11 protein-coding genes are annotated in these 13,998 nt (G+C 49.8%); 3 read left to right on the top strand and 8 right to left on the bottom strand.

Annotation, left to right across the window (positions count from 1 at the left end; all coding sequences use genetic code 11):
* Nucleotides 1-82: 82 nt before the first annotated feature.
* On the bottom strand, nucleotides 83-2,275 hold the full coding sequence (locus AC1RR2_RS20380; protein WP_493224118.1) for a TonB-dependent receptor plug domain-containing protein: 2,193 nt from the start codon (nucleotides 2,273-2,275) through the stop codon (nucleotides 83-85).
* A 561-nt stretch (nucleotides 2,276-2,836) separates the two neighbouring features.
* Between AC1RR2_RS20380 and AC1RR2_RS20375 the strand changes: the two genes are divergently transcribed.
* Nucleotides 2,837-3,589: a dienelactone hydrolase family protein gene (locus AC1RR2_RS20375; RefSeq protein ID WP_493224117.1), complete on the top strand. Its 753-nt coding sequence runs from the start codon at nucleotides 2,837-2,839 to the stop codon at nucleotides 3,587-3,589.
* 27 nt (nucleotides 3,590-3,616) lie between these two features.
* On the opposite strand, the gene AC1RR2_RS20370 is transcribed toward AC1RR2_RS20375, so the two are convergent.
* From AC1RR2_RS20370 to AC1RR2_RS20350, 5 genes are all read right to left on the bottom strand, one after another.
* Nucleotides 3,617-3,799, bottom strand: coding sequence for a hypothetical protein (locus AC1RR2_RS20370; RefSeq protein WP_493221382.1), 183 nt, complete (start codon nucleotides 3,797-3,799; stop codon nucleotides 3,617-3,619).
* Nucleotides 3,800-4,118: 319 nt separating this feature from the next.
* Entirely contained in the window at nucleotides 4,119-5,882 is a 1,764-nt protein-coding gene (locus AC1RR2_RS20365; RefSeq protein ID WP_493224116.1) for an SUMF1/EgtB/PvdO family nonheme iron enzyme, read from the bottom strand.
* A 140-nt stretch (nucleotides 5,883-6,022) separates the two neighbouring features.
* Nucleotides 6,023-6,790, bottom strand: a complete 768-nt coding sequence (locus tag AC1RR2_RS20360) for a LytR/AlgR family response regulator transcription factor (RefSeq protein WP_493224115.1) — start codon at nucleotides 6,788-6,790, stop codon at nucleotides 6,023-6,025.
* The gene (locus AC1RR2_RS20355) at nucleotides 6,787-7,923 is read right to left on the bottom strand and encodes a sensor histidine kinase (RefSeq protein WP_493224114.1); all 1,137 of its coding nucleotides are present in this window, start codon (nucleotides 7,921-7,923) and stop codon (nucleotides 6,787-6,789) included. Before AC1RR2_RS20355 ends, AC1RR2_RS20360 begins: the two co-directional genes overlap by 4 nt.
* Nucleotides 7,924-8,513: 590 nt before the next feature.
* A complete protein-coding gene (locus tag AC1RR2_RS20350; RefSeq protein ID WP_493224113.1) occupies nucleotides 8,514-9,176 on the bottom strand; it encodes a substrate-binding periplasmic protein in 663 nt (220 codons plus the stop codon).
* Nucleotides 9,177-9,989: 813 nt separating this feature from the next.
* Here AC1RR2_RS20350 and AC1RR2_RS20345 point away from each other — a divergent pair.
* Nucleotides 9,990-10,859 carry an ABC transporter ATP-binding protein gene (locus tag AC1RR2_RS20345; protein WP_493224112.1) on the top strand — a complete coding sequence of 290 codons (870 nt, stop codon included), beginning with the start codon at nucleotides 9,990-9,992 and terminating at the stop codon, nucleotides 10,857-10,859.
* The gene (locus AC1RR2_RS20340) at nucleotides 10,856-12,421 is read left to right on the top strand and encodes a hypothetical protein (RefSeq protein WP_493224111.1); all 1,566 of its coding nucleotides are present in this window, start codon (nucleotides 10,856-10,858) and stop codon (nucleotides 12,419-12,421) included. Before AC1RR2_RS20345 ends, AC1RR2_RS20340 begins: the two co-directional genes overlap by 4 nt.
* Before the next feature lie 32 nt (nucleotides 12,422-12,453).
* Here the strand turns inward: AC1RR2_RS20340 and AC1RR2_RS20335 are convergent, their stop codons facing one another.
* The gene (locus tag AC1RR2_RS20335) at nucleotides 12,454-12,681 is read right to left on the bottom strand and encodes a hypothetical protein (RefSeq protein ID WP_493224110.1); all 228 of its coding nucleotides are present in this window, start codon (nucleotides 12,679-12,681) and stop codon (nucleotides 12,454-12,456) included.
* A gap of 54 nt (nucleotides 12,682-12,735) precedes the next feature.
* A complete protein-coding gene (locus AC1RR2_RS20330; RefSeq protein WP_493224109.1) occupies nucleotides 12,736-13,974 on the bottom strand; it encodes an alpha/beta hydrolase family protein in 1,239 nt (412 codons plus the stop codon).
* Nucleotides 13,975-13,998 lie beyond the last annotated feature (24 nt).

Here is a 13,998-nt window from a genome sequence, read left to right as displayed (position 1 = left end):
CAGCGGCGAGATGCGCCTTGCCATCCTGCGTTTTGTCAAGAACGCATTGCCTAAATATTATGTCAACACGCCCTAGGCTAGCTTAAAACTTATACTCGTAGGTCATACTGAAGTTACGCGCTGTAGGTACCGCTCTTGCCGATTGGCTTCTTGCGTTTCCGACACTGGCGTAAGTGAGTGAATCATAGGCATCGCCTCCCAGAAGATTATTCACTGCAAAGCGCAATTGACTTTGCTTGTCGAATTTCCACAATGCATAGATGTCGACATTTTTAGGTGTCTTCAAATATTGGCGCTCGGTGAGACTAATTTGCTGCCAATGGGAATCTTGAATTTTGGCACTCATACCCGCTGTCAACGGAAGATCTTTAGCACGGTAGTTTGCACTAAAGGTGACGACGTATTGATAAGGTGTCAGCGAGTTATACGGCGCCGCTAAGTCTTTAACGTTCGACCAGAAATGCGAGTAACTGGCAGAGAAATCCATGTCAGGCGCCTTGTCCATCCAACGCTTTAAAGGAAATTGCGTGGACAATTCTATGCTTTGACTTTGTGCGGTACCGGCATTCACAAATTTTTTCCAATACGCCTTATCTGCTTCATACACCACTTCGCGATGGATATCGTTAATGGCTTGGGCTTTTGCACGAATCGCATAATTAAGGCCATCTTTACCATTGTGCTCAAACGCCGCGTCTAAACTCCATGAGAGTTCTGGACGCAAATTAGGATTGCCGACGATGTTCGGGCTTTCGATGGAATTATTGATGACATAAATTTTCGGCATCAAGAGTTGCGTACCTTCCGGTGCTTTGAAGGTACGGGACACGCCGAGACGAATCCGCTCGGTATTTTGTGGATCGAGCTGCCACATCGTTTGAATCACAGGGCTCAAAACACTGGCGCGATTATTGACTTTTTCGCCTGCGTTATTTTCGGTACGAATGCCTTGAGATTCCCAACGTAGGCCTAAAGAGACCGAAGAATTCTTTTTAAATTTCCAGTCGTCTTGCGCAAAGAAAGCCGCATTGTCCATGATGGAATTGGCGCTATGCGGGCGATAGACATTATTTTGATTTGAAACAAACTGATCGCTTTGATTGTTATCGACTTCTACATTGGCGCGCCATCCTGACCAACCTATGACCAGATCATGTTCGGCATTGGTTGGAATATTCAACTTACCATTTGTCATGCCTACGATGACGTGGACATCGGTGTTGAGATCACGATTAAACTGAAGTGTGCCATTGGGTAGATAGTTTTGTGATCGAGACCGCGCGACAAAATTTTGTGATTGAAAGCCCGCAGTGACGTCGACGCCAATTTGATTATCGAGGCTGGTGACGGCCTTGAGCGAACTGCCGAAATTGGTACCTTGGTTACGATCATGTGACGTGGTTTTGCCGATTTCAAACACGCGTCCAGAGAGATTGTTGAACTGGCTTGTACTGTCTGCGCTGAAGCGATTATGTGCAATCATCGACGTCGACGTAAAGTTGATATTGGAGTCGGTTTTGTATTGAATTCTGGGAGAAATACGCAGCGATTCATCGCTACGCTTACTGTTCGAAACATTCTGAAATTGGCTCTTGCTTCCCAATAAGATATTTTCATTGACGTACTCTGTCGTCGAATCTTCTGCTTGACTCGCTTTCATACGATCTTTGGATAAGCTGACGCTGACAGTATGCGAAAGATTGCCATCTTTATCGGAGTGAAACCAATCTACGCTGCCCGTGTTTTGGAACATATGGCCAATACTGGCCTTGATGGTATGTTGCTTACTAGATGCCGATTTTTTGAGAATGATATTGATCGTACCGGCCATCGCTTGCGTACTAAATTGCGCATTCGCACCACGATAGATCTCGACGCGCTCTATCATATTGAGCGGAATATCTTCCACGGTAATACCGCGCGGCGCCTCACCATCAATCAAAATTTGGGTATAGCCGGCCGCCATTCCTAAAAGGTGCAACTTGTTGTTGGTGACTTGCACACCCGGCACACGTTTCATCGCATCCACAATATTGTTATCGCCAAAACGGGTGAGTTCAGCGTTGCTGACAATAGAGCGCGCAGCTGTCTCAGTGCGAGCAAATTGCTCCTGTGTCTTGCCTTGGATTTCGACGCGTTGTGGTTGGGCTTGGGCTTGAACTTGAGCTTGAACTTGAGCTTGAGTTTTGACCTCGCTGGTTTGCTGCGCATGTGCGGATACGGCAATAACATTGCAGAGAATTAAGGTGATAACTGAACTTTTTGGGATTTGCATTATTGCCTCGAAAAAGAGAAAAACAGTGAAAGCGGTTGACGGCTCGCACTGTATAGAATTTTGCTTTGCCTTATCAGCAATATGCGACGAAACGACAAAAACTGGCGCTGAAAAAACATTTTTTCATGCCGAGCTCAATTCAAGAAGAACGCAAAACGACATTTTCTGATCCTCATCAAAGTCGTTTTTCTGACACGATGAAATTCAAAATATCGCTGAACGATAGTTCTGTTTCTTAAATTTTCTGTGCGACCAAGGGTCTGTTGAGATAGGCGATTTCAGTGCGCTTGATGGCTGTGGTAGCTTCGTTTGAGCGGCTATAGGCTGGGTTTGGGGGCAATCGATACTTCGCGCTGAAAAGAATATTGGCTTAGTCCGGTAGTCCCCTGTGTCATGCTGCTTGTCACCCAAAGTAATTATGGCTATCGAAGAATAGGTGCTGCCAATAGAACAAGCGCTCGTGTAAAATTTAGACTTGTGGCGACATTATGTAAGCGCTTATACGTCTCCTTGAACGGCTATCCATCATCAAAAAAAATGTTTTCGAATAAATTAAAACCAATGATAGTGCTAGCCACTTTGTCATTTCTATTCCCATTGTTAAATCAGGCGGCGGCCCAACAGCCGGAAGTTTTTCACATCCCTGCAGTCGCCGACACGATAGGCATAAAGCGGTTGAAATGTCACACACCAGAACAAGCAGGCGCATTGCCCACAGTAGTGCTTCTGCATGGGCAGAGTGGTTTTGCACGTTTCCCGGATTTGTATGGAAGCTATGTGCAAAAATTGAATGCGCAAGGCATACGCGTATGTTTGATGAATTATTATGATGAGACCGATAAAAAGCTCTTGGCCGGAAGCGATCAGGAAAAGCAAAAAATGCAGATCCGGCAACGACTAGCAACTTGGCGTGCTAGCACGAGTGCGGCGATTGATAGTTTGTCGCACGATCAAAGAAGTGATCCAAATCGCATAGGCTTAATCGGATTTTCTCGTGGTGCAGCGGTAGCCGTGGCAACCGCCAATCAAGATAAGCGGGTTCGTGTATTGGTAGATCTATATGGACGGGTGCCAGATTTTCTGATGGCGCAGCTAAAGGAACTGCCGCCAAGTTTGTTATTGCATGGGGAGGCCGATAGTTTTGTGCCTGTCGCCGAATCAGTACAATTGGCTGGCTTCTTGCAGACCAAGGGAATCGACCACCAGTTCAAATCGTATCCCAATGCCGAACACGGTTTTGACGGGGATACACAAAGCGCGGCGACAAAGGATGCGCATCGTTTGCTGTTGGAATTCCTGCAGAAATATTTGTAGCTAGGCTGATCTAACAGAACACAGATACTAGGGCGTGTTGACATAATATTTTGGCAATGCGTTCTTGACAAAACGCAGGATGGCAAGGCGCATCTCGCCGCTGCGGCTGGCCGCCCCAGCAAGAGATGCAACGCTGTCCATCGTGCGTTTTGACAAGAACCCTTCGGGAATGGCCGAAATGAGCGCATGGCGTTGTTGCAATCTGCTCATAGTGCTCGCACTACCGCGCAGCTTGCGCCTAGCCCTGCGCTCATTTCGACTCATTCGCATGCCAAAATATTATGTCAACACGCCCTAGTGCGCAGTAACAGCGATATTTTCTTTATCAGTTCACCCCACTATCACAATGCACTCGCTTTTCGAGGCGATGCAACATGCAGGAAAAAAATGCCGATAGAATTTACACTGGGCGAACAGCGTAAATTCATCGAGCACTTTGCTGCAACTGAATCAAAAGGATCCGTATCGGTGATGTGTTTCTATCCTTTTCCTTTTGATATGTTGCGCGCCACAAAAAGCCAATTACCCGTTAATCAGCCAATTCCATCGAGAACCAGTTGAGCTTTGAGCCTACATCGATGGCTCGAATGCGCAGCACATGGCGACCAGCCTCTAGTCGGATAGAACTTGGTGCGACCACGGTTTTCCAGACCTTAAAGCCGCCAGTTGCCGGTACCGCCTGCTCCAGCACGCTTTGACCATCTACGCTCAAAGCCAAACCCTTGCTACCGTCTTTGCTGGCCACGCGGAAAGCGATTCGGTAGTTGCCAGCACGCTGGACATCAACGCTATAGTCAGTCCAACTGTCCTTGGGCATACCGGGGGCGGCACCCGTCAAGTTCAAGCCAGCTTGGCCGCCAGCATCTTCCATGTCTTCTTGCGGTGCAACCTTGCCGACGCTGGCCTTGTCCATCTGGTTTAAGTCTTCCGCCTGAATTCGGCCGGGCAAAACATGCACTTGGTCTGCGCTGAACACCGGCGCACTCAACTCACTAAAACGATCGCGGTTGACGGCCACCACGACATAGCTGTGCTTACGCGCTGGGGAGGTCTGGTCAACATAACTCGGTGTCTTCAAGTCTGAGGCAATCCGGGTAAAATCGCCACCGACGCCATCACTGCGGTAGACGTGGTAGCCAAGCACCTTGGGGTCAGGGCTGGCCTGCCAGTTTAGCCGAGGCGCTGACTTGTCCTCTGTCAGTTGCAAGCCCTGTGGAGGCTGCGGAAAAGGCAGCAAGCTCTTACGGCGCGCCCGTTCTACCGCTTGAGCTTGCTTGAGTTCTTTCTCAAAGGCCAAAGCGGTCGGCGCCGGGCGCTTGTCGGCTGGGCTGGTCAGACTTTGAGCTAGTCGGAAGCCCTCGATGGCACCTGTCCAATCGATTGGGTTCGCACCGCGCATGGTAGCCGTGTTGCCACGCCAATGCCAGGCACCGCCGCGCGTGACGCGCTTTTTGCAATCGCCATCCAGACGCGCACTGCCATCCGTTGGTGCACCTTCGTAGTTATCACTCCAACAATCTTGCAAATACTCGTCCACGTTGCCGATCAAATCGTACAAGCCCAGTGGGTTGGGCTGGTACATGCCAACGACGCTGGCAAAGCCGGCGCCATCATCACAGGGTGAAATGCCACCCATAAAGCCCACATAGGTGGCACCGTAGCGCGCCATAGCCGCATGCTCGGCCGATTGGTCGGACACATTAGCGTACTTGCAGATCTGCTTTTGATTAATATCTTCGCCGAAGGGAAAACCAGGCTTGCCGCGACCCGCGCTGGCCGCGTATTCCCACTCGGCCTCGCTGGCTAGACGGTAGCTCTTGCCAGTTTGCTGAGATAACCATTTAGCATAGGCGTCGGCGCCTGCCGAACCTATGCAAACGACCGGCTGGAACTCGCTGGTAGTCAGCTCATTATTATCCCAGGAGCCGGACGTAGGGCCTTGGCTGAACCAGCCTTCATTCGGTTGATGTATGCATTTGTCAGGCGCTTTGTAGCCAGTCGCTTCTACAAAACGTCGGAATTCGGCCACAGTGACTTCGTATTTAGCCAGCTTGAAGGAGGCAATCTTGACCTTGTGCATGGGTAGAGCTCGGGGATCTTGCACGGCCTCGCCTATATAGGGCTTGCCGCCACCCATTTGGAATTCACCGCCAGGCACTGTCACCATTGGTGGTTCAATGTAGGCCATCGTCCTTTTTTTACTAACGGTGGAAGCTGAGGGCGACGGATCGGTGGCCGCCAGTAGTTGATCGTTGAACGCCAGAATTGTCAGCAAAGAGAAGATTTTTTTCATCGTTTTCATTACATAAGGTCCTTGGAAAAAATGGATATGTATCCACGGGGACGTAACGATGCCATGTCGACCCGCATACAAGACAGCGGAAGGCGACGAAGCAACGGCAGCGTCGACGAAGCGACACCGGTGCCGACGAATTACATTGCCCGGAACAAGTGGACGTAAGCGCGACTGACTCGCAGCTCACGTGAGTGGCCTTTGATACGCAGGAATAGGCGACTGTTGTCGTCGCGCCGGGTCCCGGCCAAATAGGCAAGGTTGACTATTGTTGATCGATGCACCTGCCAGAAAAGCTCTGGATTAAGTTGCTCTGCTAATTCAACGATGGGAGTACGGATTAAGTGCTCAGCGTCGACGGTTTGCACTACGGTGTACTTATCGTCAGCGTGAAAGTACAGTACGTCGTCAACGGCGATCTGATTCACAAATTCGCCCTGGCCAGCTCGTACGAAACGCAGCCGCGTTGGGGCCGCTGACCCGCGCGTCAATTGTTGGATGGCTTGCGACAGTTTGGCATCGGGTTGTGCCACTTGACCGGCTTGCTGCAAGGCCAGCGTCGCCTTGACGCGCACTATCATCTGCACCAAGCGCTCGGTTTTCAAAGGCTTGAGCAGATAATCCAGAGCGCAGTGATCAAAAGCCTGCACTGCATAGGTATCGAAGGCGGTGACAAACACCACACGGGTTTCTCCTTCTATGCCCTGCGCCACTTCCAAACCGCTCAGACCCGGCATCTGGATGTCGAGGAAGGCCAGATCTGGTTCCATTCCCTCGATACGCGCCGCCGCCTCCACGCCATTGCGGGCGACATGCACAATCTCTAGTTCCGGCCACAGTAGTTCCAACTGCTCTTTCAGATACAGCGCCAGGTGCGGTTCGTCGTCGGCAATCAGCGCGCGCGTCATGATGATTTCTGGTAAGGAATGGATAAGAATGCTTGCACGCCCGCTGTCTGCGGCGTCAAGTTCAGCGCTGCTTGGTCACCATAGCGAGTATGCAGCCGTTCGCGAATATTCGATAGCGCCATGCCGTTGTTACGCTTGCGAGAGCGATGGGAAACATCAGGCGCAAGTCCGAGGCCATCGTCAATCACACAGAGGTCGAGCCGGCCGTCAAGCACCTGGGCGCTGATACGAACCGAACCACCTTCAATCTTAGGCTCCAAACCATGTTCAATGGCATTCTCCACCAGAGGCTGCAACAGTAAGGGCGGCAAGCTTGCGGCGAGAGCCTGATCGCTGACCTCAATCTCGAAGCGCAGCCTATCTTCCATGCGGATTTGCATTAGTGTGAGATAGCTGCGTACCATCGCCAATTCTGCCGCCAAGGTGCTGTCAGTGTCACGCAGTTGGCCGAGACTGGCACGTAAATAATCAGTAAAAGTTTCCAGCATCAGCTTGGCGCGTGGTGTGTCCCTATCCATCAAGCTTTGCACATTCGCTAGCGTGTTAAACAAAAAGTGAGGCTCAATTTGTCCTTGCAGCAGGCGTAACTGCGCTTCCACTGCTTGGTGCAACAGTTTGTCTTGCTTGACCCGCAAACGCCACCAGAACCAATTGGCGGCCGCCACCACCATCACGAAGGCGAGGAATTTGGTCTGGGCCACGCTGGCACTCAAAAAAATGCCCCACACATCCCAGTCGTACAGCCAGCCGTCCAGGCTAAAGATGAGCGCAGTACCGAGTATGACGCTGGCCACAGCGATAGCATTGATGACTAGCGCTGCGCGCCAATCGGCCGCTTCGGAAACCCGTTCTATGCTGGTGACAGGTAGTAGCCACTCGACGCAGCGTGTGATGGCTACCATGCTGTTAGCGACCGCAAGGCAAATAAAAAGATTAAACACCAGCGAAGCACGCCACCAACCAGGATCGCTCACCCTGCCGGTCAACAGACCGTTGATCAACATCATAACGAAGCCGATGGGCAGTGCTAAGGCGGCAGCAACCGTCAGTTGCGCCCACAGCGGTTCCTGACGCTGTTTTTTAAGCATCCAAAACGAGCGCCAAGCCAGTTGAATTGAGGGACTAATCTTCATGCTGACAATTATAGCGAGTAAGAATGAGCAAGCTGTGCCGAATGTGATGAATCGACAGTATTGCCGACAGAATGCGAGCTTTGATTTGTTTTGTAGGCGTGGTTTGAATCTTGATTCCAATTCTGGAACCTGAAAGACAAAGTGTGACACGCTGACAGGACATCCACTGCTGCTCTTAGACTGGAGCGGCTTTGACCAGAAGGGTAAGTGTCACTGCGTTTCGCAATCAAAGAGCCAGCGTCCCTTTATTTTCTCAAGGCGAAATAAAGTAAGTTTGACGCTGAGCCTGGAGCTTGTCGCCTTGCCTGAACTATATTCTTCGGCGTCCGCACCACGCTCATGTAACCGTGCGGCCGAATCAATCTGCGCCGTTTCATGAAAAATCTAATTGACTGACGACTCGTTATATTCGCCATCATCTTAAAATCGCTCGACATCGTCACCTTCACCGATCAAGAAACAATAATCGCCTCAGATTTTGAGAGTGATGAATAGTTTGCTATTCATGTCTTCGAATATGTAAAGTCATCAAAGTTTAACTTCGTGGACAAGCTCATTCCGGTCATTTCAAAAACTTCTTGTTCCTCAACTTATTTGTGTACCAAGTACTTCACCAGTAATTTTTCTAAGGTTTTTTCCTTCGCAAGTTGCTGCAATGCCGCCTCAAATTTTTCTTGTGACAATGGACTAGTTTTGACGCGTGCGCAATAAACTGGTGTACTTGAAACAATCAAAGGTGATTCTTTTAAGCTGGCAAAGTTTGCATCTGTTTTTTGGAGATAGCGAAATTGGGTTTGTCTGACTATGGTGTAGTCCGTCCGCTTTAATTTTTGTTTTAAAAGTGCACTATCGCGTGTCGGCGCATCTTCGCGGTACGCAAGTTTTTTTTCGAACAAATATTCTATCTCCGGGTAGCGAAAGCCAAATAAGGTGCCGATATGTTTTCCAATTAATTCACTTTGCTTCTTAATAACTGGCATGGCTTTATCGCCAACCAATACGTCATTGATACTCATAAGTGGCGACTTCGCCCAATCATAAAAGTCGGCTGAAGTGCCTATCCAAGCTGGAGATACGAAGCAAGCTACATCGACACTAGACTGTATTTCTGGCAGCTCCATACGTTTGCGCGACAACATCACATGGATCGCTTTCAATCCAAGTGCCTTCGCTAGCGCATCTTGGAAATCCAATACGTAGCCCTCACTCATTACCCGGTTATTGGTCGTTTTTGTAATGCGGCCTTCTGGCATTGTCGCAACATCAGAAGCGAGGAAACGTAATGAATTTTGCTGCGCAAAAGCACAGGGGCAGAGGAAAAAAAAGCACAATGAAACGAAATTCGATTTGACAGACATTGCAGAGATTCTAGAAAATCGTTTGAGGTGATCGGTAGTATAGACTTAAACAGAAGAGAAAATTGGTGTGATCTTTTCTTTTTTCTAGTGCCTTATGATCATCTAGGATGGAGTTCAAGCAAGGCTGATGCAATGCGATAAAGAGGCACCCGTTCTCTGTTTCCATTCCACGCATGTCAACATTTGTCATGTTACAACTCAAGTCTTACTACTCGCTATTGCATCTCCCCAGCCAGTCCAATTCCTCTTCCGCTGCACTTCGAGTTTGAACTTGCATTTGGTTTTAGGCTGTCCAAAGAAAAATAATCCATCGCGATCATCAACCAACATATGGCGCAATACGCCTTTGGCTATTGACGCCCAACGGAAAAATTACTTTTTATCGAATTGCATATTCACAATGCACAAAAAATACCAACCATCAGCATTCAACAGCTTCGTGGCGAGCTTGACGATAGTCTCGCAGACTTGATCGATGATATCCGTTTAATACCAATATTGCTGCCACGCGAATTTGATTGTGGCTTCTTTGTCGCGTGCTGCACTTCCTCACCACCAATCGCGAAGAAAATAGGGTTCAGACAGGCGATCTTCATGTCGTATTTTTACCCCTCTATTACCTCGTTTTGTCTGTTTGTCGTTTTCCGTTCGTTTTTTAAGTTCCCCAGCTTTACAGTGCAGCCTAAGTTCACTTTTGCAGGAATCATCATGTTAGATATTCGTCACGTCACTAAAATTTATGGAAAAAATGCACCCGCGGTGGCGGATCTCTCTCTGCAATTGAGTCGTGGAGTCATTGGTCTGATTGGACATAACGGCGCGGGTAAAACTTCCTTGATGCAAATGATCGCTACACTGACCAAACCTAGTAGCGGACAGATTTTGTTTCAAGGCGTCGATATCACTCAGAACCCGAATGCGATTCGTCGCCATTTGGGTTTCTTGCCGCAAGACTTCGGTGTCTATCCCAATCTGAGTGCAAAAGAGTTCATGCAATATTTCGCAGCGCTAAAAGGTGTACGCAATCCCAAACGCATTAACGATTTACTGGAAATGGTGAATCTGCATGATCATGCGCACCGCCCTGCGGCCTCATTTTCTGGCGGTATGCGACGTCGACTTGGTATTGCTCAAGCCTTACTGAATGATCCTGACATTTTGATCGTGGATGAACCCACCGCCGGACTTGATCCCGAAGAGCGTCTGCGTTTTCGTAACCTCTTAGGTGACTTGGGTGTCAATAAACTCATCATCATGTCGACGCATATTGTGTCAGACGTAGAAAGTATCGCGACCGAATTGGCGATCATGCGCAAAGGGCAATTGATCGCTCATGAAACACCGGAAGCGTTTTTGGATAAAGCACGCGGAGAGATTTGGTCGGTCAGCGTAAGCCAAGAAGAGCACGCTGTGCTACGCGAGAAAGTCAATGTATTGCATGCACAACGTCAAGGCGATCGCGTCAGCTTACGCATTGCGCATCCACATTCGCCATGGCACGGCGCTATCAATGCCGAACCAAATCTTGAAGAAGCCTTGATGTCGCAACGTTACGCTAGTCAGGAGAGTGGTGTATGAACCTCGATTTTCTATTGACTATGGTGAAAATGGAAGTGCGCTTGCGCATGCGCCGGCTCGGCACGGTGATTGCCTTATTGATCGTGATTGGTGTAACTTGGGCCATGGTGATGCGGCAAAGTACCGGTATGTCGATGATGGTCGTCGACCATGCGCGTACGCTTTACACCAGCTCGACCTTAGCCTTGGGTAGTGTGACCCTAAGCTCTAGTTTGTTAGCGCTGATTGGTTTCTATTTGGTTCGTGGTCGCGTGGTGGAAGATATTCGCAGTGGCATCGGTGGCGTCATCGCGGCCACCGAGGTGGGCAATTTGCAGTTCCTGATTGCGCGCTGGTTGGGTGGTGTTGCCTATTTAGGCGCGATTGGTCTGACCGTGATGCTCACCATGATGGTGCGTCATTTGATTGATGGTGTTGGTCCTTTGCAGCCGCTGATTTATCTGCAGACTTATGCGCTGATCTTGACGCCATTGATCTTTTTTACGGTCAGCTGCGCCATCCTGTTTGATAGCTTTCAAGTGTTGATGGGGAAGTTTGGAGATGTCGCCTATTTCTTCATTTTTTGCGGCGTACTCGGTGCCATTGGCGCAGCGAGTGAAAAAATGAGTAGCGCTGGATCCCCCTTACTGGCCTTGGATTTTTTCGGCATTGGTACCACGATGCTCATCACCAAGACATTCTTTCAGACCAGCTTCGTCGCAGTTGGCGGTAGCAACTTCAATCCCGCGCTAGCGCCTAGAGTATTGCCAGACATGATTTGGTGGACCATGCCTGTGCTGTATCGCATCACTAGCGCTGGTCTGGCATTGCTCCCTTTGATACCCGCTATTCTACGTTTCCACCGCTTTTCACCAGATAGAATTAAGGCAAGCGCGGGCAATAAACGTCGCAGCCCCATCGCGATGCTTAATCAAATCCTGCGCCCGCTCTCATTTTTGGTGCAGCCTGTTTTTGCCTTGGCGATACGCACACCTGGCAAAGCCGGTGAAGTTTTCGCGGAGTTAGGCTTGTGCTTAATCAGCTCTCCAATCGCGATACTGTCAATTATTGGACTAAACATCGCCGCGTTGCTGATACCCGGCCAGCAAATGCCAGGCGTATTGATCGCCGCAGTAACGATTTGGATGATCCTTATCTCCGACATGGCCACACGTGACTACCAGGCCGATAGCGAAAACATGAGCGGTGCGACAGCCAGTGGAACTTCGGGACGCTATAGTCGGCAGTTGGCAAGCGCACTGTTATTGGGTGGCCTGATGATGGTAGGTGTTGCGTCTCACGGCCTAGCCTTAGGCCTGTTGTCATTGCCCGCACTGCTTTCCGGCATTTTCATGTTGGCCTCGTTTGCAACGCTCTTAGGTCGCTTTACTCGTACCTCACGTGCCTTCACTGTGCTGTCACTTTTTTGGGTGTACATCGCGGTGCAAATCCGTAACGTTTCCTGGATCGATGTGGTGGGATTTAATGGTGTTGCTAATTCCAGCACCATCAGTTTTTTTACCACCCTTGGGATCGGTTTGGCGATATCAGGTTATGCCTACAACCACTATAAAGCGCGCTAAGACCTGCTCTGTCTCAATGTCAGCAATTCACGTTAAGATCGTAGTGCCTTCGTCGCGCGGTGGAATTTGACGATGCACTCGATCACATCGCCTGAGACTGACGATTTCAGCGTCGAATTTATTTGCCCGTATTGATGCATCGCGCAGTGCACTGCTGGGTAGATAGCGCGATGCAAAGAGATCGCGCCTTTTTCAGCGATTTCACCAGGCCAGTCGCTGAGCAAATCGTCTTCGCTGAACTCATATTTTTTGGCTTGCACACGACCATCGTCCAACCATGCCTACGAGGCTAAGCACGATGCTCACCTTACGCGCTATTTCTTCTTATGCACCACTTCTTGTATCCATGAAGATACTAGCGCTAGCGCTGAAGGTGCGATGGTTTCTTCAATCAGAAAGTATTCACTTGCCTGGCCGGTTTTTGCCGTCTGGAAGTTGTGGTTAAGCCCAGGAAGCTGACGCACCGATGTCAGTGGGCTGGCGCGATTCGTTGTAACTTTAAGCGCACGTCCAATTTCTTTCAAATTTTCTGCTGCTGGTACTTGCCTATCTTTTTCACCTATGAGCGCGAGCGTGGGGCAAGTTACTTTTTCTAGATAGGGGCGCGGATCAAGTGCTAGAAAGCGCCGAAACCACGGTGACAAAAAAACCTCAAACAATTCTTCGGGTGTTTCCTCAAGCGGCAGACCGAGTGTTTCTTTGGTCGTAGCTGGCAGTGCTAGATAGGCTGCGCGCATCGCGGCGAGCGCTTCAGCTTGATTGCGCTTGCTCGCTGCGATCTCGAATAATTCGCGATCGTGGCTTTGAAACAGGAGCACGTGCGATTCAGGCATACCGTCGGCCCGCCGTTCCGCAGCATCTTGCAGGCTCTTGATTTCCATGCCCGGCAGTCCGGTACCGGCTAGCATGACAATGAAGTTCACATCTTTTGGCGCCTCGGCAGCCGCCATTGCAGCGATAATGCCGCCTTCACTGTGACCCACGATGCCAATTTTTGCCGGATCGATATTCGCTTGGAGTTTCAAGAAACGGACAGCGGCAATCGCATCGGCAGCGTAATCATCTGTCGTAGAGTTGGGGTGTAAATTTCCACCGGTCAGACCGACACCTCGTTTGTCATAGCGCAATACGGCAAAGCCCTGGCGGGTCAGGTGATCGGCCAGTACCAGTAAGGTCTTGTGCAAGGACATGCCAGCGTCACGATTATGCGGACCAGAGCCTGCAACTAGAACCACTGCAGGAAAAGGCCCACCTGATTTTGGATAGCTCAAGGTGCCAACTGGCGAGACAGCGGGATCAGGTGTCTCAAACACGACGTCTTGCGTTCGATAGGGCAGAGGTGCCACAGGATGTTGCGGGCGGCGACGCTCAGCGTAGACATGAAAGCGTCCCGCTACATGTTCAATGATAAACGGCGTAGGAAAACCACTAGTACCTGTCCCCGTCACACGCGTCGTTTTACCAGCCGCAGGTGCTGTTGGCGCTTTATTAAAAAGCACTTTACGCTTGCTAAATTCCATCTCAATTGCCGCGAAAGTGTCCATTGAAAACATATATCGCTTGATCGAGTTCTCGGA

The sequence above is a fragment of the Undibacterium sp. GW821-FHT11H02 genome (assembly GCF_058808015.1).
This window is presented reverse-complemented; position numbering and strand designations above follow the sequence as displayed.